Below are 20,048 nucleotides of genomic sequence, written 5' to 3'. Positions count from 1 at the left end.
TGAGAGTAAAAGGGGTCTGGTGTGACCCCTTTTGGGTTCTTTATTCAGTCAGCTTAGATTTTGCCAACTAGGTCTAGAGAAGGTGTCAATGTTGCTTCGCCTTCTTTCCATTTTGCTGGGCAAACTTCACCTGGGTGAGCGGCAACGTATTGCGCTGCTTTTACTTTGCGAAGTAGGTCTTGAGCGTCACGACCAATACCTTCTGCAGTGATTTCCATCGCTTGGATAGTACCTTGTGGGTCGATCAAGAAAGTCGCGCGGTCTGCAAGACCTTGGCCTTCACGCATCACACCGAAGTTGTTAGTGATGTTGCCTGCTTGATCGCCAACCATGAAGTACTGGATTTTGCCGATTGTTTCAGAGCTTGCGTGCCATGCTTTGTGAGTGAAGTGAGTGTCTGTAGAGACAGAGAACACTTCTACGCCGCGAGATTGGAGTTCAGCATAGTTGTCAGCAACATCACCAAGCTCAGTTGGGCAAACGAAAGTGAAGTCAGCTGGGTAGAAGAAGAATACAGCCCATTTGCCTAATACATCTTTTTCAGAAATCTCTAGGAATTCGCCGTTTTTGAAAGCTGTTGCATTGAATGGTTTGATTTGAGTGTTGATCATTGTGTTTCTCCTAATGTGTGTTTGAGTGCGTTACCAACAGAACTCATATTAGGGAAAGTGATTTGATAGGTAAAATTGTTAATAACTAAAGTTGTAATTGTTAAAAACTATTTAGAGATTAGATCTTTCTCTCTATCGGGATATTGTTGTCGAATGGACACAATTTGAGAGCGAAGGTTTTTAAGAATGGGGACTAAATTTGGGTCAAAATGGCTACCTGAGTTTTCTTCAATGTAGGTAAGGGAGTCGTCTAGTGTCCATGGTTCTTTATAAGGACGTTTTGACATCAATGCATCTAGTACATCAGCAATAGCAACAATACGTCCTTCTAATGGTATTTCTTCTCCTTTTAAGCCATTAGGATAACCACTACCATCCCATTTTTCATGATGGGTGAGAGCGATGGTTTTTGCTATCTGTAGCATTGGGTCGTCATCTTCTGAAAAAATTTCACCACCATAGACTGTGTGAAGTTTCATCTTTTCCCATTCTTCTGGTGTCAGCTTTCCGGGTTTTAAAAGAATGGCGTCAGATATGCCGATTTTGCCAACATCGTGCATTGGGGCAGCTTGGAAAATTTGATTAACCCACTCTTCATTCCCACTATATTCTTGTGCAATCATACGAGCATAGTGACTCATGCGAATAACATGAGCGCCAGTTTCATTGTCTTTGAACTCTACGGCACGACCAAGATGATGAATGATGCGGAGTTGGCTGGCTTGCAGTGCTTTGGTGCGCTCGTCTACTTTTTTCTGTAATTGTCTGTTTTGATCGTATAGCGCAAGATGGGTACGGACTCTTGCTCGCACAATAGGCGGACTAATAGGTTTGATAATGTAGTCTACAGCGCCTAAGGAAAGCCCTTTCTCTTCATCTTTTATGTCGTGTTTGGCTGTTACGAAAATGACCGGAATATTGGCCGTTACGGGATTACTTTTTAATCGCTCACAGACATCGTATCCATCCATTTCAGGCATCATAACGTCTAGCAATATAAGGTCTGGGCGTGGCGATAAAGAAGCAATAGACAATGCTTTCATACCATTTAATGCAACTTTGATTGTGTATTCATCAGACAAGGATGCAACTAATACGTCAATGTTTTCTGGCGTATCATCAACGATCAAAACCGTTAATTTGTCTAACGGCTGTTCAGTTTTCGATTGTTTAAACGTCGTTTCTGTCATTGTGTCTACTGCTCAAAGTTTTCAAGATTAATACTAAGACTTTTGAAGTGCTTCGCTGCCTGCTCAAAGTCATAAAGTTTTAGGGCCGAGATGACTTTCACCATACTTTTATTAGCATTTTTGTCGGTGATATTTGGAAGCAATTTCTGCGCGAGAAAAAGTGCTTCAACAACATTTTTATCGATATAAGTAGCTAATATTTTTATGTTATTTCTAAATTCACTTAGCTCCATAGACGATGTTGTTAGGATCTCTTTCTCTGAATTTACATTATTGACCGCATGCCACGCTCTAAGGTCGTTAAATATGATATTCAAATCATGTTCTACGGATATCAGTATAGGCGTTATATTGATATTTTCTTCTTCGAAAGCTTTTTCCAGTTTGGCTGCAGATGCTGCTAGTTCAATCATGCCTAGTGTCGCTGCGGTTCCCTTTAGTGTGTGTGCCAGTCTAGTGGCTAATACGAGATCATTTGTTTTTATAGCTGTGTTACATTCATCGATGAAGGAAGTTTGTGTTTCCAGAAAACGCTTTAATAATCGGCTGTAAAGTGGTTTTGTAAGTGTTCTCAGCAAGCCTAATTCAGTATCAATATGAATGCTGTCTGGTAGTTCTATCTTGCTTGTATTGTTTTGCAAGGCAGTGGTTAAAGCGGTGCTGCTGTTTGCGCTGGTTTTGACCCAAGTGCGCAAAGTATTAAACATGGTTTCAAAATGAATGGGTTTGGCGATGTGATCATTCATGCCAGATGCTTTTGCATATTTGATGTCTTCCGGCATGACATTGGCGGTCATGGCGATAATAGGAATGTCTTTATATTGCGTCATGGCTCGTATTTTCTGAGTCGCGGTATAACCGTCCATTATCGGCATTTGGCAGTCCATTAAAATACAATCAAAGTCATCAGATCCTAGTAAGTCTATTGCCTCTTGACCATTTTTCGCAGAGGTAAAAAGAATGCCACTGCGCGATAGTAATTCCTCGGCCAATTCTCGATTGATTTCGTTGTCTTCAACCAATAAAACTTTTGCTCCTGCGAGCTCATAGGAGAATGAAATGTCGTTGCTATTGTTCCTATGGTCTATTAGAGAAACTGATTCAGGACCACATAACTGTATGATTTGATCGAATAGACTTGAGGTGGTGACGGGCTTGGTCAAATAGGCTGAAATGGGTAAACCAGATCCGGCTTTTCGAGCGTCATCTTGTCGATGAGCGGTTACCATGATAATGGTTAGAGTCGTATCGTCGCGGGTTTCAGCAAGGATGGCTTTACATGTGTCTATGCCATCAAGTTCAGGCATTTTCCAATCAATTAGCATCAGTGGATAAGGCTGCGAGCTTGCTTTTAATGAAGCAATATATTGAATTGCTTCGTGTCCACTGCTGCAGGTATGGCAACTGAGCCCGAGAGCTTCTACGCTGGCTTTTAACACCTCTCTTGCACTGTCATTGTCATCAACGACCATGACTTGGCTCAAATTTGTATGACTGTTTAAGGCGTATTGAGAAGGAATATTCTTGGCGGATTGAAGGTTTATCGTAAAGTGAAAGGTACTTCCTTTGTTCTCTTCACTTTCTACCCAAATATCCCCACCCATTAGCTGAATAAGTCGTTTTGATATGGCAAGCCCAAGACCTGTGCCGCCGAAGCGCCGTGTGGTTGATGTATCGGCTTGAGAAAAAGATTGGAAGAGATTGTTTTGCTTGTCTTTACTGATGCCTATTCCAGTGTCTTGAACCGAGAAGTGGATAATGTTTTCATCCTGATTGTTTTTTGAATACGCGGCGCGGATGATGATTTCACCTTGTTGAGTGAACTTAACCGCATTATTGCCGAGATTAAGCAAAATCTGTCGTAGTCTGGTGGGATCTCCAACGACTTGCTGAGGCACTTCAGCATCAATATCTATAATGAGTTCTAGGCCTTTTTCTTCTATTTTTAGCTCCAGTACGTGCGCTACCTTGTGGATCAAGCTAGGTAGCATGAAAGGCACGTTCTCAATGTCCATTTTACGAGCTTCAATTTTTGAAAAGTCTAAAATGTCATTAATAATGTTGAGAAGTGATTCGGCAGAATGACTGACTTTTTCGATATAACTACGTTGTTTATCATTTAAAGGTGTTTGCAGTGCTAAAGACGACATACCAATAATGGAATTCATTGGTGTGCGGATTTCATGACTCATATTGGCAAGGAATTCGCTTTTTGCTTGGTTGGCGTTTTCTGCAGCTTCTTTTGCTGTTTGCAGTTCCGCTGTTTGTAAGGCGATTTCGGTTTCGAGCTTAACTTTATAATGTCCTAAGGATTGTTGAGACATGTGTTTTTCAGTAATGTCGCGCCATGTGACAATGGTGGCTGGGTTGTCGTTAAAAGAAATGGACATAATAGTCATGTCGGTATAAATGAGTTCACCATCGTACCGTTGTAAAACCCATTCTGTTCTAGTGTGTCCCTGTAAGGCAATTTGTTCAAAAAGTGCTTCACTTTTAGATAAAGAAGAGGAACCATCCGCCTGTTTGGAAGGAGAAAGATCATACAGGTCGACTTGTAATAATGTGTCTTTTGTAGGGTATTGCAGCGCAAGAACGGCGGCATCGTTGCACTTCACCATTTTGAAGTCGATTAAAATCCATGCTGGATCTGGTGATACCTCAAACATCGAACGAAAGCGTTCTTCACTCTCTATAAAACCAGAAAGTTGTCGAGTGACTTTACGAGAAATAGCCCAGGCTAATAGCAATAATATGGTGATAGATATGCCACTAATCCAAAGAATACGAGTTTTAACTTCCGTTAATTGATCTTCGATTTTTTGCTCTAAGTTTTTTGAATTAAGCTGAACGAACTCGCCAATTTGATCCATTAATCTTGGTAAGGGTAAAAATGTGATTTCTAATAAGTTGATGAGCTCAATTTTTTCTTCCTCAAGAGAAATGTGTTCTATTCGCTCTTCAAAAAGACCGCTTTGCCCCAATTTTATGACCTGTTCCGTATTATCAAAAAAGTATCCTTCACCAAAAAGTGTATTACCTAAAGCGTTTCTTTCTTGTTGTAATTTTTTGGCCGTTTCTGGATGGATCTTTGCTGACTCTGCAATAACGTAATCGAGGCGATCTAGGGAAGACTTGATTTGATTATCTTTGAGGTCTGTAATGACGCTCAATGAATTGGAGAAAATCATGACATTGAGCGCAACTTCAAGCGTGCTAATGTCTTCCATAGCGGTATTTAGGGCGGACTCAAGACGTGATAAGCGTAACTTTAAATACTCTCTCGCAAGTTCATCTCTTTTTTCATAAGGAGAGGTGTTGTATTGGTAGATTAGAAAGTTTTCTTGTAAACGATTTTGACCTGTTATGGCGTAAGTTAAACTTTTTAATTGATTTAAGTGACTTAGGGCTTCGTTTTTATAGTTGAGTTGTTCCTCATCTAAATAATGGCGAAATCGGCGGTTGTACCAGTCAGTAATTAGCGTTGTTGTGTCTAATATTGTTTGTCCTCGGTCGACTAATTGCGAACTGAATATTTGTGTTTGTGCGTCATTAGATTCTGATTCAAGCGTAGCAATAGCTTGGTAATAAAGATCGATATTATATTTGTTATTTGCTGTGGGATCTGAGCCTTCAAACAATGCCTGGCGAAGTTGGCTGCGGTAGGCTGGGACTATCTCTCTCAATTCTGCGGACGCATTTAATAATTTTGTTTGCTGTGTTCTTAGGTCCAATCTTTGTTTTGTGAGTTCTTGTAGGGTAATGGTTAATATCGTTGCGCCGATGATTGATGATATTAAGGCAACGAAGGCTAAGAGCCACACCAAAGGAGAGATGGATAAGTGATGTCGATCTAATGTCATCATAATGTGAATCTACTAAGTTTCTCGTTTAATAACTGGTCACTGTATGTCAGCGTAAGATAATTCTTGTAATACACCATTGGTAATAAGTTGCACCCAAATATGTCGTTTTTTGATGTTTAAAACATAAAGTTCGTTTTGTTCCTGAGAGTCATAATTATCCCTCGCAAGTTTTTTTAAGCTGTCTTCAATTTCTTTGCTGGTAGGAATGTCTTTTAATGGTAAAAGAGCTTGTCCAACAATGAGAGCATTAATGTAACCTTCCAATTGCATTGTTGTTGGAGGAGCCATGTCTCCAAAGCGAGCCATGTCTTTTCTCAGTTGTTTGATGATTGGCGATTTCGAATTATTTAGCGAAGGGGTTGTTTGAGTCATTAATATCTTTGCCTTAGTGTCGCTAATTTGTGCTTGTAATGCCTCCAATCCCGTAAATGAAAAAGCAGCAAACAGTGGTGAGATGTCAAAGGCCTCAAGCTGCTTAATAAAGTTGGCGCTTGTGTCATAAGTGCTGATCATAATAATGGCTTTTGGTATCGGAAAAACACCTAAGACATCTGCAACCGAATTACTTACTTCGCTACTATTTCGTTGATGTCGAATCTGCAATATTGACGCTGGATCTTTGAGTCCAGCGCCAGTTAAAGCTTCTATTGTGCTGGCTAATCCTGCATCGCCGTAACTGTCCTTCTGTGCAAAAACCGCAATTTCATTCGGCTTTATACCTAAATCATTTACCAGTATGTTGATTAAATAACGGGCTTCTTCTGTGTAGCTTGCCCGAGTGTTAAAAATGAAGGGTGATGACCTCTCGGCTCGAATAGATTGTGCACCAGTGAAAGGCTGAATAAGTGGTATATCGTTTTTTGATAAAACATCAAGAGATGCAAGATTGGTTGGTGTTCCAACGCTGCCTAACATTGCTTTTACCCCATAATCCTTGATTAGAGTAGTGACTTGGGAAGGCGTTCGACTTGGCTCATAGCCATCGTCTAAGGGAACTAATAACAGTTGATAGTTCAGTTTCTTGCTGTCATTGATACGTTTAAAGCCTAACTCTATACCTCGAATTACCTGAGCTCCCGTAAAGGCATTTGGACCTGTTAACGGACCAGTAAAACCAAAACGTAACTCGGATGAATAGGCTTTTTCTCCTAATAAAAAAAGCGACAGAGTTATGCAAACAAGGACTCTTAATATCATAAACAGATTTAATCCCGCCGATATGATAGGCAAAGTAATGATTAGTCAGTCTAAGACAAAAATGCAGGAATAAAATGAGAGTTTGGTAAGTAAATGTCAAAGCTGGTTACCCAGCTTTGTATCGATAAGTAAATATCAACGCCACTGCGCGAGTCGAGCCATTTGCAAATGACGTTCTTGCTCGGCCTGATCGACAGTGATGGGAGTGAACTGGATAATATCGCCCGGCTTTTGTTGGGCAAGAATGCCACCGCCAATACGGGTTACGCAGCCCATTTTCGGGTAGCCACCGATGGTTTGCCTATCTTGCAATAAGACAATCGGTTGGCCATCTTTTGGCACTTGAATCGCACCATAAGCAATGCCTTCCGAAATAATGCCTTTCAGGTCGCTGTGTACTTCTTTGCCTTCCAATCGATAACCCATGCGGTCTGAGTTAGACGACACTTTGTAATCACAAGAGAAAAAGTTGGCTCGTTCAAAAGTTGAAAAAGACTGATATTGATAACCTAAGATTACCGGGATTTCTTTATTGCCATAATTTGGAATCGCCAAGCGTGGCACAGATCGTTGCTCATGATCAGAGCAAGCTTGATAAGCTAATAAATCGCCTTTTTGCAGTTTGTCACCTTTGCCGGTGAGTCCGCCAATTTTTTCACGCACCACCGTGGCAACACTGCCTAACGTTGGTTCGCAAATGAAACCGCCTTTAACCGCGAGATAAGCACGTAAGCCCCAAACTGGCTGGTGGAAGGCTAATACATCGCCTTTTTTAATGGCATAGGTTTGCCAAGGTGTAATGCTTTTATCGTTCAGCGTCGCCGCAAGATCCGCCCCAGTGATGGCGATGCTGGTATCGGCTTGTGCTTCTAATATGAACATGCCAAACGTAATCTCGATCTCTGGGCTATTACTGTCGTTATCAAGTAGGGCATTGCTCCAACGAAAGGCGACTTCATCCATCGGGCCACCCGTGGTTAGGCCAATAGATTGATGACCATGGCGACCCAAGTCTTGAACCAGTGCCAATAAACCAGGTTTGATTACTTTAAAAGCCATCGAGCTGACCTCCTAGTACTAAGAATTCATCCCGAGAAATAGGCTCGAATCGCACCGAATCTCCCATGGCGATTAGCGCGAGATTCTTGCTGCCCCAATCAATCAAATTGACCGGAGTGCGACCGATAATTTGCCATCCACCTGGTGTCACGCTGGGATAAACCGCCGTTTGATTTTCTGCTAACGCCACGCTGCCAACGGGAACTTTTAAGCGCGGCGTGGTTTTTCTTGGCACATGAAGTTCATCGGGTGTATTACCCAAGAAAGCAAACCCCGGCGTAAAACCAATGGCGTAGGCTCGATAGGTTGTCTCTTGGTGACGTTTAATCACTTCGTCTATGCTCAACTTGCAATGACTAGCAACATCTTCGATATCTGGCCCTACTTCCTTGCCGTAATACACCGGAATCACCACTTCGCGCTGATCTTTGACTGAAAAGTCATTAGGATCAATGGCTTCTATGGTCTGGCGAATGGTTTTAAAAATCGCAAAGCGGTCATAATGATCGTCATCAAATACCACCAAAAGCGTGGTGTAGGATGGCACTAAATCCACGATCCCCGCCAGCTTCACCAAGTGTTGTGTGACTTGAGCGATGTAATTGGAGGTCGCTTCGCTAATCACCTGACTAAAGGTCAATAAGCAGGCCTGATTACTGACCATTTCTATGTTCGGGAAATCTTCATGGCTCATAATTTATTTCGCGTTTTTCTTACTTGGCTGATTAAGGTTTAGTCGATCAACCAGAGTCCGAATGCGTGTAACAGCATCCACTGCATGAGCACCATCACCATGCACACAAATAGTGTCGGCGTGGATCGCCAGTTGTTTGCCCGAGGTGGTCGTTAATGTGCCTGTTTCGCATAATTGCTCGACTTGCTTTTCGATCAAGTCAAAACTGGCGTGAACCGCGTTTGGTTCTTTGCGTGGCGTCAGGCGGCCTTCGTCTGTGTATAAACGATCAGAAAAAGCTTCAAACCAAACGCGGATACCGTATTTTTTTGCCATCTTCTGGATTTCTGGCGCTTCTGGCACGGCCATCACCATCAATGGCATGGTAGCGTCTAGCTCGCTTACCGCTTGCATCACCGTGTCTAACACAGTGAAATCCGCCATCATGGTGTTGTATAAAGCACCATGGGGTTTGACGTAATCCACTTGAGTGTTTTGGCTTTCGCAGATGCCTTTTAACGCGCCGATTTGGTATTGAATCAATGCTTTTAATTCCGCAGGTGCGATATCCATATTACGACGACCAAAGCCGACTAAGTCTGGATAAGCTGGATGCGCGCCAATGGTGACATTATGCTGTTTTGCCAAGGCAACGGTTTTTGCCATGGTCAGTGGATCGGAAGCATGGAAGCCGCAAGCGATGTTTGCTTGGTCCACAAACGGCATGATTTTATCGTCTAAACCCATTTTCCAAGCGCCGAAAGCTTCGCCCATATCGCAATTTAATTTCATGTTTGGTTCCTCGTGCCTTTTTACTGTTAAAAGAGGTTAGTTTTGAGACATGGTCGTTGGTAAGTACGTGACAATTTCAGGAAAAATACTGATTAACAAGATGGCTACGCCAATCAGTAAAAAGAACGGCAGGGCAGCTTTTGCCACATACAAAATATTTTTCCCTGTCAGAGCCTGAATCACAAAGAGATTGAAACCAACGGGCGGGGTAATTTGCGACATTTCCACCACCAACACTATGAAGATACCAAACCATAACAGATCAATATTCGCCGCTTGTACCATAGGTAAGATGACTGCAACAGTCAGCACCACCACAGAAATACCATCTAAGAAACAGCCTAATATCACAAACAATACTGTGAGGTATAAGATCAATTCCATAGGCGACAAAGACATGCCAGAAATCCACAAAGCCAAGGCTTTAGGTATGCCCAAAAAGCCCATCGCCAGCGTCAAAAAGTGCGCGCCAACCAAGATAAAACCAATCATACAAGAGCTTTTTACCGCACCTAATAAGCTGTCCATAAAGCTATGACGACTTAATGATCCAGTGAATGCCGCAAGTACTAAAGCACCCGCCACACCAATGGCAGCAGCTTCGGTTGGCGTCGTAATACCACCGTAAATAGATCCTAAAACAAAGCCGATCAACCCCACGACAGGCAAGAGTTTACGCAAACCTTTGATGCGTGCTGACCAGCTGGTTTCATAGCCCGTTGTTTTAGGCAATTCGTCCTTATGTAGATGTCCCCATATCATGGTAAAGCCCATAAATAGGGTGACTAATAACAAGCCTGGCAAAGCGCCAGCGATAAACAAACGTGCAATAGACACTTCTGCCGCCACGCCATACACAATCAAAATAATCGATGGTGGAATTAGCAGGCCCAAGGTCCCAGATCCTGCCAAGGTACCGATGGCCATGCGATCGCTGTAACCTTGCTTGCGAAGCTCTGGCAAAGTCATGCGTCCAATGGTCGCAGCCGTTGCCGCAGAAGAACCAGACACCGCAGCAAAAATGCCACAGCTAAGGATATTCACGTGTAGCAATTTCCCCGGCACACCGCCCAGCCAAGGCGACAGACCTTTGAATAAATCTTCTGATAAGCGCGTACGAAACAAGACTTCGCCCATCCAAATAAACAATGGCAAAGCGGTAAGTGACCACGCAGTACTTGCACCCCAGCTAGAAGTCGCGAAAAGCAAATCTACCTGATAATTTTCGGAAAGAATTAAGCCCAAGCCACCAATGGCGATTAGGGTAAAAGACACCCAAACACCAAGCGATAAAAGGGCGAGCATGGCAAACGCCAACAGGATAGAAATCCACATCATATCCATTAGATTTCCTCCAAAGACAGAGCGTCTTCTTGTTCACTATAAGTGGGTTTTTTGCCCCGCAATACTGTGATTAATGCATCTAAAATGGCGAGGTTAAGCGCGATCATACCAATAGCCACAGGCAGTTGCGGAATCCAAAGCGGAATAGGCACATAGCCATAAGACACTTCGTCATAAATATAAGATTCGTACACCATGTAAGAGCAGGCGTAGGATAAATAGCACAGTAACCCGAAGGATAAGATTAGAATCACGACTTCTTGTATCATGCGAGGTACCGGAGAAAATCGTTGAATCAGCAAGGTGACACGAATATGGCCGCCTTCACGAAAGGTATAAGCCAACCCAAGAAAGGTTGATGCCGCAAGCGCATAGCCAGCGAAATCTTCCGCAGAGGGGACAATAAAACCGAATAAACGACCGATGATTTGTGCTAATAAAAGCAAGGTAATAATAACGATACACAAACCGGACAACAGGCCAGAACAGAGGTAAAGTTTTTCTTTTAATTGGCTCATAGTGTTCACTTTTTGCTTGGAAGACACCACCTAGCTTCATGTTGTAACCAACAAAAAACTAGGGGTGTTGGGAGGACGCGTTTTATCTAAGAGTCTTTTGTTACCAGTTAAAGACTCTTGATAATCAGTTCTGGTAACGAGTCAGGATTTCACCAATTTCTTTTGGTGCTTCTGCTTTCCATTCTTCTGTCATCGTTTTGCCAATGGCTTTTAGTTCTTCAACTAATTGAGGCGATGGATCCGATACCACCATGCCATTTTCAAGCAAGGTTGCTTTGTCTTTCGCCGCGCGTGCCGCGATTTGAGTCCAGCCTGCCGCTTCGGCATTTTTCGCAGCATCTAGTACTACTTGCTGAGTCGCTTTATCCAAACGACGGAAAGCTCGCTTATTCACTACAACGATGTTTTTTGGAATCCACGCTTTTACATCTGTGTAATAGTTCACGTAATCCCAAGCTTGGCTATCAACGCCTGTTGATGGCGAAGTGATCATGGCTTGGATAATACCAGTACTAAAAGCTTGAGGAATATCAGGCGTTTGAATGGTCATTGGCGTGGTATTCATTAAATCAGCAAGGCGAGATTGCGTTGGGCTGTAAGCACGCATTTTTTGACCTTTTAGATCGGCCAAGCTGTTCACTGGCTCTTTGCTGTAAAGGCTTTGTGCTGGCCACGCTACCGTATAAAGCAGCATCATGCCGTCTTTATCAAGTTCCTTGGCGATAGAGGGTTTAGCCGCTTCCCACAATCTTTTTGCGTCTTCAAAAGACGTCGCTAAAAATGGAATATTATCGTGTTTGTAAATCGGGTTTTCATTGCCCAAAATACCCAAGAATACTTCACCCATTTGTACTTGTCCTGATTTCACAGAACGTGGAATTTCAGTGTGCTTTACCAAAGAACCACCAGAGTGAACCGTGATATCAAGATCACCATTGGTATTGTCTCTGATTTCTTTGGTGAAGGTATAAGCGATTTGTGTTTGTAGGTTGCCATCACCATAAGGCGTTGGCATGTGCCATTTTTCGGCAAAGCTGGCGGTAGAAGTAAGGCCGCCAATAGCGACGCTGCTAATGAGTAATGCGTTGGTTAATTTTGACATAGTATTCGTTCCTATTTTTTGATGTTGTTGTTCGTTTTTTATTATCAAAGACGCGGTAGTTACTACCTGCGAGGTATCATTCAAGGTCCTGAAAAACGCTATAGCACAGCGAGATCCGTATCTAAAATATCTGTCACCAGCATTTTTCCTGGTGCGTGTGTAATGCAAATCGGTGGCTTGGCATTGCGAATGGCAACTTGTGGTGTGACGCCACACGCCCAAAATACAGGGACTTCTCCATCTTTAATGCTTACTGCATCGCCGTAATCTGGCTTGCTTAGATCTGCGATACCAATGTCTTGTGGTGAACCAAAGTGTAGTGGAGCACCATGAGCTTTTGGAAAGCGTGTAGTGATTTGAATCGCTCGAATGGCATCTTTTGGAACATAAGGGCGCATTGTCACGACTGTGTTACCAAAAAAACGACCTGCTGGTACGGTAGCAATATTGGTTTCGAACATAGAGACGTTCACGTCTTCTTCTATGTTTCTTGGTGTGAGTCCAGCTTGTGATAACGCATGTTCAAAAGAAAAAGAGCAACCTAATACAAAAGCCACCATATCGTTTTGCCATAAATCTTCAATGTCTGAGCGGCTTTCGACTTTTTCACCATTGCGGTACACGTAGTATTCTGGGATGTCGTGGCGCATATCAATGTCGTTGCCGAGTTCTGGCATCCTAAAATCGCCGACTTCAGATACGCCAATCAAAGGACAAGACACCGGGTTTTTTTGGCAATAAAGTAAAAAGTCATTTGCCCAATCGGCTGGTAAAATCACCACATTACCTTGCATCGCGCCTTGAGCTAAGCCGCTAGTAACGCCTGTATGTGCCTTGCTGCGTATCGCTTGGCGTAAATCAGACGTTTGTTGCAGTAATGGTAATGTAGCTTGCTTCATTTATGCTTTCCTTTTTTTTGCCACAATCTAGTTCACTAAGAGTAGATCTAGCTTACCTTAAAAGTCTAATCGTGTTTTTTTGGGTGATTTGATCAATTTTTTTTATCAAATCTGCAGTGATGATTATTCTCCCTTTGACGGAACGTATCAAGCGAGGTAATTTCTTAGACCAAATTAGGATGTGGTTTTATGAAATTATCGTTCAAAAAATATCCAAAAACGTCTAGTAGCGAGCTAATGTATGACGCAACCAAAATCATCGAATTTTGCTTGGCAGGATAGAGATCTTATTGCCAAGTGGAAGAGTGCTTTAGATATTATCGATTCAAAAGGTCAGTCAGTTTTCACTGAACTGTTTGATTATGTTGATCCTCAGCAAGGGCCGTTGAATGGGGCGATTGTGTCGATCAAAGACCTGTTTCAAGTACAAGGATATAAGACACAAGCAGGTTCTGTATTTATTAACCAACAGCTTGCAAAGCAAGATGCCGCTGCCGTTGCTTTGTTAAGAGCTGCTGGTGCAAGCTTCTTAGGTCATACCAATATGACAGAGCTGGCGTATTCGGGATTAGGGTTAAATCCCCATTACGGTACGCCAGATAATCCGATTAAGGCTGGCCGCATTACTGGAGGATCAACCAGTGGTGGCGCGGCGTCGATTGCCTTGGGAATAGCCGATGCCGCACTTGGCACAGATACGGGCGGTTCATTACGTATTCCTGCTGCGTTTTGTGGTTTAACTGGCTTTAAACCGTCACAGCAAACCGTCTCAAGAAAAGGTTGTTTACCCTTGTCTGATTCGCTTGATTCGGTTGGTCCAATTGCTAAAACAGTAGAAGAGTGTGAGCTACTGTGGCGAGTATTGTCTGGAGTTGCGTCCTCAGCGGATACAACAAAAAGCACGGATTCTTCTCCGCTTTCTCAATTGAAAATAGTGGTACCGAGTAACTTTGGTATGAATGATTTAGATGCGCTGGTTGAAGAAGGTTTTGCCGAGAAACTAGCTCAGCTTGAAGCGGCTGGCGTGGTGGTCGAACGACGTTTTATTGATGCGCTAGAAGTTTACAAAACCTTGCCGGTTTGGCAGTTTTCAGCGTTTGAAAGTCAGGCTTTCTATAGCCAAGATTATGACTTGGAAAAAGCTGACATTGACCCACGAGTGGCTTCTCGTCTCGCCCGAGCTAAAACCATTAATGCTGAGGATTTTCAGCAGACTCAAGCAGCTCGCAAGGCGTTTATTAAACAGGTGTCAGAGGCTGAGCCAAATACGGTTTTCTTGCTGCCGACCGTTGCTGTTGCCGCACCTAAATTGTCTGACTTGGAAAAAGACTCTGAATACGATCGTTTAAACTTATTGTGTCTACGTAATACGTCGTTAGCCAATGTGTTAGACGGTTGTAGTATTTCATTACCATTCAACTTCCAGCAAGAGCCAATGGGGCTGATGTTGACGGCAGGCAATGGTATGGATCAGGCATTATTTGATCTGGCGAAACAATTGGAACCTATTGTAAGAGGCTAGTTATTGAGCTTGTTTCTTGCTGTATTCCTGAGCGGCAATCACGGCAAGATCCGTTGCTACTTCTGCGAGAGGGTTAAATGGCTCATCAGAATAGGATGCGGTGAAAGTAAGGTCGCTGGGAGTCCAAACCGCTCTTATTTTGCGTAGGCTTCCAGCCTCTAATTCTTTTGTAATCATGATGTTAGGTAGGGTTGAAATCCCTACTGCATCAATGGCTAAACTGCGGCAAGCGGCCAATGATGTCGAAGCAAAAAAGTGTGCCGGAGGTCCATCGAGCTCGCGGAATTTTTGATTGATTTCTACATAAGGTTTGGTGGCTCGAGCGTAAGTAATGATGGGCCACTTAGCTAACTCTTCTAAATACAAAAGTCGATCCGGCAAGTTCAAATTCGGGCTGGCGACCCAAGATAGAGAAAAAGTACAAAGCTCGCGATTAACGATGTTTGGCTCGGAAATTGGCCCCATTAACAGCCCTAAATCCAAAGATCTGTCTTTTATTCCATTGCTCAAATTGGCCGTAATATCGACTGTCATTTCCACATCAAGGTTTGGCATGTCTTTGTTGAGGCGTGACAAAAAATCAGGCAGCCAAGTGTTCACTATAGTTTCTGACACACCCAAACGTAATACGCCAGAATAGGCGGTGGAAAGGCCAGCGCGTTTTCGTAATTGTTCGGTTTGATAAAGAATTTTTTCTACGTAAGGGAGTAATTCTTTGCCTTTCGATGTCAGCATAATCGGGCTGGAACCGCCTTCTCGTTCGAAAAGTTTGACGCCTAGCTCGGCCTCTAATCCAGAAATTCGAGCCGAAATGGCGGGTTGCGTAGTATGAAGTCGCTCTGCGGCTTTACGGAAGTTACCTAACGAGGCAACCCAGACGAAGGTTTCTAGGCGTTTGTAGTTCATATTGTTACTCCGTAAGGGCCTTAACTAAGTAGTTATTGCACAAAAGGGTATAAGGATGGCGGTGTTTCGGCAATCTTTTCGTTAAGTCTTGTCAGAGTCATAGGAGTGGCACAAAGCTTGCGGTATGCTGTGAACAATTTTATAGGATCATTTTAAACATGAATAAATTGATTACGTTATTGCTTAAAGGGTTAGTGGCAGTTTTACCAATTGGTTTGACTGTGTATCTGATCTACTGGTTATTGGCGACAGGCGAAGCCATTGCCCAGCCGTTATTATTATTGTTGATTCCAGATGCTCTCTATTTTCCAGGGTTAGGTCTAATTGCTAGTTTGGCGATGTTGGTCTTGATTGGTTTTTTAGTGAATTTATATGGCTTTCGTTATTTGGTGAAGTTGAGCCATAACATTTTTGAGCGTATTCCGTTAGTGAAGTCCATTTATGGTGCCATTAAAGACATGATGATGGTATTTAACTTGGCGGAAAAGAAGGAAATGAAGAGCGTTGTGGCAATTGAATGGAATGGCGCTCAGGTAATTGGTTTCATTACCGGTGAACAAACTGGACAACAGCTCTTTGGCGAACAAAATTTAGTGGGTGTTTATGTGCCGTTAAGTTATCAAATTGGCGGCATGACACTTTATATTTCCCGTGATCGTTTGACCGAATTGGACATTGGTGTAGAAGAAGCTATGCGCCTTGCCTTGACGGCAGGGGTGCAGAGTCGAGCTAAGTCTTAATGGTTTAATGTATGTTTTTTGCTAGAAATCATTGGGGCGTGAGTCAAAATTCTTTATCATGCGCTTCTTTTTAGTAACTCTTTGAAGTGATGTTGGTAAGTATGCAAGAAGCGGTGCAAACGCAAAAAACAGTCATTGTTGTCGGTGCTGGCCCTGCGGGCTTGATGGCAGCAGAAGGTATTTGTGCCGCAGGTCATCAGGTTCATGTGTACGATGCCAAACCCAGTGCATGCCGTAAATTTTTATTGGCAGGTGTTGGTGGCATGAATATTACTCATTCAGAAGCCTATCCTGAGTTTATTCAGCGTTATTACGACAAAGCCAAGTGGCTGGATACAGCGATTAGCCAGTTTAATGCTGATGCCTTGTGTGATTGGATTCATAATTTAGGCATCGAGACATTCGTCGGCACATCTGGCCGAGTTTTCCCCAAAGACATGAAAGCAGCCCCTTTGTTACGTAACTGGTTAAAGCGCTTACGTGACGCCGGTGTGCAGTTTCATATGCGTCACAAAATGGTCGGCTTGTCGGCAAATGAGGCGGTGTTTGATCATGCTGGAGAAAGCGTGATTGCACAGGCTGATGCGATTGTATTAGCAATGGGTGGTGCAAGCTGGCCGAAGCTAGGTTCAGATGGTGCGTGGCTTCAGGTATTGACTGAAAAGGGCATTGATGTGGCGCCTTTGCAAAGTGCCAACTGTGGTTTTTACAGTGAGTGGAGTGAACACTTAAAAACGAAATTCGCGGGTAGTCCTCTTAAAGACGTGGCGTTTTCTTTTACCTTAGAAGACGGGCAACTGGTAACGAAAAAGGGTGAATGCATTGTCACGCAAGACGGGATGGAGGGCAGTTTGATTTATGCTTTTTCTAAATACTTGCGCGATGGCATTAACGACTCAGGTCGGTCGTCTTTGTTGATGGATTTTCTGCCGCTGCAAAGTGAAGAGCAAGTCATCAAAAAACTGCGCAATACCAAGCCAAAAGAATCTTTTAGTAAATACTTAAAACGTACGCTGAGTATCACTGGCGTGAAAGCTGTGTTGTTGCATGAATCCTTTCCTAAAGAAGCCTTTCAGACGCCAGAAACCTTAGCTCGATGTTTAAAAGCGGTGCCTGTTAGCTTTTACAAAACTAAGCCGATAGAGGAAGTTATTTCGAGCGCTGGTGGAGTGTGTGAAAGCAGTGTTGATGACAAGCTAATGCTAAAAGCTATGCCCGGTGTTTTTTGTGCTGGTGAAATGCTGGATTGGGAAGCGCCAACTGGCGGATATTTATTAACGGCTTGCTTTGCGACAGGGTGTTTAGCTGCCAAAGGGGTCAATGAGCATCTTGCGGCTAAACGCTGATTTTACCTAGCTCTCAAACAAAAAATGCCTCATGGATACATGAGGCATTTTTTGTCGTACATCCATGTCCGAGAATGATTCGATTATCTTGCGACTAATTAATTAGACGCTTGTTGGTTTGGCATACCGAAATTGTACTGCACACCAACAGAGGTTACGTTATCTAAATGGCTGTCTTCAATATCTTTCACCAAGCGGAAATCTGCTCGAAGATCCACATCGCTGTTAATTGCATATTTCACACCGCCACCAGCGTTAACTAGTAGGTTGTTTGAGTCACCATCAACATCTGTTACACCAACACCCGCTGCTACGTATGGTGTTAGGTTCACTGTGGTGAACTCAGGAAGGCTGTATAGGCCATCTACTCGATATTGGTCTAGGTCGTTATTGCGACCATGCTTACTGGCATTGGAATGTAGATAAACTGCCTCTAGAGCCAATGGACTGTTTGTTTGGTAACCTACACCGATAGAGTAAGACGTATCATTGCCAGCTTGTCTATCGCTATCTGTGTTGTAGTAACCAATGCTTGGCGTGACAGTAAGGCCTTGTTTTGGTGTTTCAGCATATGCCATTGTAGCGAGAGATGAAGCAATTAGGACACCGCTAAAAAGAGTGCGTTTTTTAAATGATGTAGACATATTAATTTCTCCTAATGAACATAATGTTTTGTTGTTCGCTATCTAGGTTACGCGTTTTTTTTGCAGTGAAAAGCCCTCTCAAAATGCGTAAAAAATGGGACGTGAACCTCTGCTGCCCAATCATGACGCAAGCTTTACTGAAGTGGTGAGATTCAAGCAATTTGCTGATCAAAAAATGCTCTAAATGGTGTAGGAAATGCGCTGCTTATTACAGTAAGTTTTCACTTAAAAATGGCAAAAAGTAATTGTGACGAGACTAAGTACAATAAGGTCACAAAGTGCCAAATACTTAAACAAACGTCAGAGTAAGATTGTTGAGTTGCACTTAAGTGTTGTTATTCAGATAGTGAAAATAAAAAAACGCTCAATATAAAATATCGAGCGTTTTTTTAAGCATTAGGCTATTCAAGCGAATAAAAAATCATCACAAATAGGAGCCTAGACGAGAGTCTTATTTATACTTCGCTGGTTGAGATAATAGCGACAACTCGGCGATTAGCTTCACGATGTGCTTCGGTATCATTTTCAACAAAAGGTCTTTCTTCACCGTAACCAATCGCCTCAACACGTGTTGCTGAGATCTCAAAGGTATTTGTTAACACTTCAGCGATGGCTTTAGCACGCTTTTCAGATAGCTTTTGGTTGTAGCTTGCGGCGCCCGAGTTATCTGTATGGCCTTCAATCATCACAGTGCTTCCTGGGTTTTCTTTAAGGAAGATGGCGATTTTTTCTATTTCTGGATAAAACTTCTGCTCAACGTTGGTTTTGTTAAGGCCAAATTGAATATTAATTTTTCCTGGTGGTTCAGCAACTATCTCAGGCTGTTGGGGCGTTTCTTCCGTCATAGGTGATGCTGCAATAGGTTCTTCTTGAACTTGTTCAGCTGGTTCTGAGTTAATGACTTCCGGTTGCTCGGTTTGTTGTGGCTGTGCAGCTGGTTCCGGCTCTGCTTGAGTATAAGACTGTTCGTAAGCTTCGACAGAATCATTTGTGGATGGTGTTGAATTGTTAGAAGAGCCACCAAAGGTCATTTGTACGCCCAGAGAGGTAACATTATCGAGATGATGATCTTCGATGTCATCGACCAGACGGAAGTCCGCACGTAATGAAACAGTATCATTGATAGCGTATTTCAAACCGCCACCGGCATTTACTTGTGTGTTGTTATTACTGCCGTTACTGAAATCAGCCGTACCAACACCTGCAGCTAAATAAGGTGTTAGATTAAGCGAGTTGATACTAGGCAAATGATATAAGCCATCCAAGCGGTATTGATCTACATCGACGTCACCACCTCCACCAGATTGTTTAGAGTCTGCATTTAGGTAAACAAACTCTACAGCCCATGGATTGTTGAATTGGTAACCTAGACCCAAAGAGTAAGCTGTATCATCCTTGGTATCTCTATCGCTGTCCATGTTGTAGTAGCCGATGCTCGGGGTGACGGTGAACCCTTCCTGTTGTTGTGCAAGCGCTAATGTTGATACTGAAGACGCTGCAATAATACTGCTGAGAAGCGTGCGTTTTGCTATGTTAAAAGACATGTTTTATCTCCTGATAAATATCTATGTTGGTTGTTCTTTTCATTAGCATAACGCGTTTTTTCATGCTTAAAAAATGACATGAAAAATACCTATGGTTC

17 protein-coding genes are annotated in these 20,048 nt (G+C 42.9%); 3 read left to right on the top strand and 14 right to left on the bottom strand.

Translation table 11 applies throughout. From position 1 onward, the window contains the following. Nucleotides 1-53 precede the first annotated feature (53 nt). The 11 genes from ahpC to BUA59_RS04020 all read right to left on the bottom strand — a co-directional run bounded on the left by ahpC (nucleotide 54) and on the right by BUA59_RS04020 (nucleotide 13,248). Nucleotides 54-611 carry an alkyl hydroperoxide reductase subunit C gene (ahpC, locus tag BUA59_RS04070; RefSeq protein ID WP_072838463.1) on the bottom strand — a complete coding sequence of 186 codons (558 nt, stop codon included), beginning with the start codon at nucleotides 609-611 and terminating at the stop codon, nucleotides 54-56. 107 nt (nucleotides 612-718) lie between these two features. Next, the gene (locus tag BUA59_RS04065) at nucleotides 719-1,801 is read right to left on the bottom strand and encodes a response regulator (protein ID WP_072838462.1); all 1,083 of its coding nucleotides are present in this window, start codon (nucleotides 1,799-1,801) and stop codon (nucleotides 719-721) included. A gap of 5 nt (nucleotides 1,802-1,806) precedes the next feature. Next, nucleotides 1,807-5,664, bottom strand: coding sequence for a hybrid sensor histidine kinase/response regulator (locus BUA59_RS04060; RefSeq protein ID WP_072838461.1), 3,858 nt, complete (start codon nucleotides 5,662-5,664; stop codon nucleotides 1,807-1,809). 36 nt (nucleotides 5,665-5,700) lie between these two features. Beyond that, nucleotides 5,701-6,861, bottom strand: coding sequence for an ABC transporter substrate-binding protein (locus BUA59_RS04055; protein ID WP_072838460.1), 1,161 nt, complete (start codon nucleotides 6,859-6,861; stop codon nucleotides 5,701-5,703). A 135-nt stretch (nucleotides 6,862-6,996) separates the two neighbouring features. Beyond that, on the bottom strand, nucleotides 6,997-7,920 hold the full coding sequence (locus tag BUA59_RS04050; RefSeq protein ID WP_072838459.1) for a 5-oxoprolinase subunit C family protein: 924 nt from the start codon (nucleotides 7,918-7,920) through the stop codon (nucleotides 6,997-6,999). Further along, nucleotides 7,910-8,614: a 5-oxoprolinase subunit PxpB gene (gene pxpB, locus BUA59_RS04045; protein WP_072838458.1), complete on the bottom strand. Its 705-nt coding sequence runs from the start codon at nucleotides 8,612-8,614 to the stop codon at nucleotides 7,910-7,912. The genes BUA59_RS04050 and pxpB overlap by 11 nt, the downstream gene beginning before the upstream one ends. A gap of 3 nt (nucleotides 8,615-8,617) precedes the next feature. Further along, nucleotides 8,618-9,385: a 5-oxoprolinase subunit PxpA gene (locus tag BUA59_RS04040; protein WP_072838457.1), complete on the bottom strand. Its 768-nt coding sequence runs from the start codon at nucleotides 9,383-9,385 to the stop codon at nucleotides 8,618-8,620. A gap of 36 nt (nucleotides 9,386-9,421) precedes the next feature. Then, complete coding sequence (locus BUA59_RS04035; RefSeq protein WP_072838456.1) at nucleotides 9,422-10,729, bottom strand: TRAP transporter large permease; 1,308 nt, start codon at nucleotides 10,727-10,729, stop codon at nucleotides 9,422-9,424. Further along, nucleotides 10,729-11,247: a TRAP transporter small permease gene (locus tag BUA59_RS04030; RefSeq protein WP_072838455.1), complete on the bottom strand. Its 519-nt coding sequence runs from the start codon at nucleotides 11,245-11,247 to the stop codon at nucleotides 10,729-10,731. The genes BUA59_RS04035 and BUA59_RS04030 overlap by 1 nt, the downstream gene beginning before the upstream one ends. A gap of 124 nt (nucleotides 11,248-11,371) precedes the next feature. Beyond that, on the bottom strand, nucleotides 11,372-12,349 hold the full coding sequence (locus tag BUA59_RS04025; protein ID WP_072838454.1) for a TRAP transporter substrate-binding protein: 978 nt from the start codon (nucleotides 12,347-12,349) through the stop codon (nucleotides 11,372-11,374). Nucleotides 12,350-12,447: 98 nt separating this feature from the next. Then, complete coding sequence (locus BUA59_RS04020) at nucleotides 12,448-13,248, bottom strand: putative hydro-lyase (RefSeq protein WP_072838453.1); 801 nt, start codon at nucleotides 13,246-13,248, stop codon at nucleotides 12,448-12,450. Between the two features lie 241 nt (nucleotides 13,249-13,489). Here BUA59_RS04020 and BUA59_RS04015 point away from each other — a divergent pair, with 241 nt between their 5' ends. Beyond that, nucleotides 13,490-14,770 (top strand): amidase family protein, encoded by a 1,281-nt coding sequence (locus BUA59_RS04015; RefSeq protein ID WP_072838452.1) that lies wholly within the window; start codon nucleotides 13,490-13,492, stop codon nucleotides 14,768-14,770. Here BUA59_RS04015 and BUA59_RS04010 read toward each other — a convergent pair whose 3' ends face one another. Continuing rightward, nucleotides 14,771-15,676, bottom strand: a complete 906-nt coding sequence (locus tag BUA59_RS04010) for a LysR family transcriptional regulator (RefSeq protein ID WP_072838451.1) — start codon at nucleotides 15,674-15,676, stop codon at nucleotides 14,771-14,773. A 158-nt stretch (nucleotides 15,677-15,834) separates the two neighbouring features. On the opposite strand from BUA59_RS04010, the gene BUA59_RS04005 reads away from it, so the two are divergent. Together BUA59_RS04005 and BUA59_RS04000 are read left to right on the top strand one after the other, a co-directional pair. Beyond that, nucleotides 15,835-16,416 (top strand): DUF502 domain-containing protein, encoded by a 582-nt coding sequence (locus BUA59_RS04005; protein WP_072838450.1) that lies wholly within the window; start codon nucleotides 15,835-15,837, stop codon nucleotides 16,414-16,416. A 101-nt stretch (nucleotides 16,417-16,517) separates the two neighbouring features. Further along, the gene (locus BUA59_RS04000) at nucleotides 16,518-17,762 is read left to right on the top strand and encodes a TIGR03862 family flavoprotein (protein ID WP_072838449.1); all 1,245 of its coding nucleotides are present in this window, start codon (nucleotides 16,518-16,520) and stop codon (nucleotides 17,760-17,762) included. A gap of 98 nt (nucleotides 17,763-17,860) precedes the next feature. Here BUA59_RS04000 and BUA59_RS03995 read toward each other — a convergent pair whose 3' ends face one another. After that, entirely contained in the window at nucleotides 17,861-18,406 is a 546-nt protein-coding gene (locus tag BUA59_RS03995; RefSeq protein WP_011978198.1) for a porin family protein, read from the bottom strand. A 455-nt stretch (nucleotides 18,407-18,861) separates the two neighbouring features. Then, nucleotides 18,862-19,950: an OmpA family protein gene (locus BUA59_RS03990; protein ID WP_072838448.1), complete on the bottom strand. Its 1,089-nt coding sequence runs from the start codon at nucleotides 19,948-19,950 to the stop codon at nucleotides 18,862-18,864. Between the last annotated feature and the right edge of the window lie 98 nt (nucleotides 19,951-20,048).

This window comes from Marinomonas polaris DSM 16579, from assembly GCF_900129155.1.
Taxonomy (GTDB): domain Bacteria; phylum Pseudomonadota; class Gammaproteobacteria; order Pseudomonadales; family Marinomonadaceae; genus Marinomonas; species Marinomonas polaris.
The sequence above is the reverse complement of the archived record's forward strand: the minus strand, read 5'-3'. Positions and strand labels throughout refer to the sequence as shown.

What these genes read in the sequence shown, in the direction of transcription:
- BUA59_RS04020 (WP_072838453.1), bottom strand. Translation starts at nt 13,248, where the DNA reads ATGAAGCAAGCTACATTACCATTACTGCAACAAACGTCTGATTTACGC.
- BUA59_RS03990 (WP_072838448.1), bottom strand. Translation starts at nt 19,950, where the DNA reads ATGTCTTTTAACATAGCAAAACGCACGCTTCTCAGCAGTATTATTGCA.
- ahpC (WP_072838463.1), bottom strand. Translation starts at nt 611, where the DNA reads ATGATCAACACTCAAATCAAACCATTCAATGCAACAGCTTTCAAAAAC.
- BUA59_RS04060 (WP_072838461.1), bottom strand. Translation starts at nt 5,664, where the DNA reads ATGATGACATTAGATCGACATCACTTATCCATCTCTCCTTTGGTGTGG.
- BUA59_RS04065 (WP_072838462.1), bottom strand. Translation starts at nt 1,801, where the DNA reads ATGACAGAAACGACGTTTAAACAATCGAAAACTGAACAGCCGTTAGAC.
- BUA59_RS04050 (WP_072838459.1), bottom strand. Translation starts at nt 7,920, where the DNA reads ATGGCTTTTAAAGTAATCAAACCTGGTTTATTGGCACTGGTTCAAGAC.
- BUA59_RS04055 (WP_072838460.1), bottom strand. Translation starts at nt 6,861, where the DNA reads ATGATATTAAGAGTCCTTGTTTGCATAACTCTGTCGCTTTTTTTATTA.
- BUA59_RS03995 (WP_011978198.1), bottom strand. Translation starts at nt 18,406, where the DNA reads ATGTCTACATCATTTAAAAAACGCACTCTTTTTAGCGGTGTCCTAATT.
- BUA59_RS04040 (WP_072838457.1), bottom strand. Translation starts at nt 9,385, where the DNA reads ATGAAATTAAATTGCGATATGGGCGAAGCTTTCGGCGCTTGGAAAATG.
- BUA59_RS04010 (WP_072838451.1), bottom strand. Translation starts at nt 15,676, where the DNA reads ATGAACTACAAACGCCTAGAAACCTTCGTCTGGGTTGCCTCGTTAGGT.
- BUA59_RS04030 (WP_072838455.1), bottom strand. Translation starts at nt 11,247, where the DNA reads ATGAGCCAATTAAAAGAAAAACTTTACCTCTGTTCTGGCCTGTTGTCC.
- BUA59_RS04005 (WP_072838450.1), top strand. Translation starts at nt 15,835, where the DNA reads ATGAATAAATTGATTACGTTATTGCTTAAAGGGTTAGTGGCAGTTTTA.
- BUA59_RS04015 (WP_072838452.1), top strand. Translation starts at nt 13,490, where the DNA reads ATGACGCAACCAAAATCATCGAATTTTGCTTGGCAGGATAGAGATCTT.
- BUA59_RS04035 (WP_072838456.1), bottom strand. Translation starts at nt 10,729, where the DNA reads ATGGATATGATGTGGATTTCTATCCTGTTGGCGTTTGCCATGCTCGCC.
- pxpB (WP_072838458.1), bottom strand. Translation starts at nt 8,614, where the DNA reads ATGAGCCATGAAGATTTCCCGAACATAGAAATGGTCAGTAATCAGGCC.
- BUA59_RS04000 (WP_072838449.1), top strand. Translation starts at nt 16,518, where the DNA reads ATGCAAGAAGCGGTGCAAACGCAAAAAACAGTCATTGTTGTCGGTGCT.
- BUA59_RS04025 (WP_072838454.1), bottom strand. Translation starts at nt 12,349, where the DNA reads ATGTCAAAATTAACCAACGCATTACTCATTAGCAGCGTCGCTATTGGC.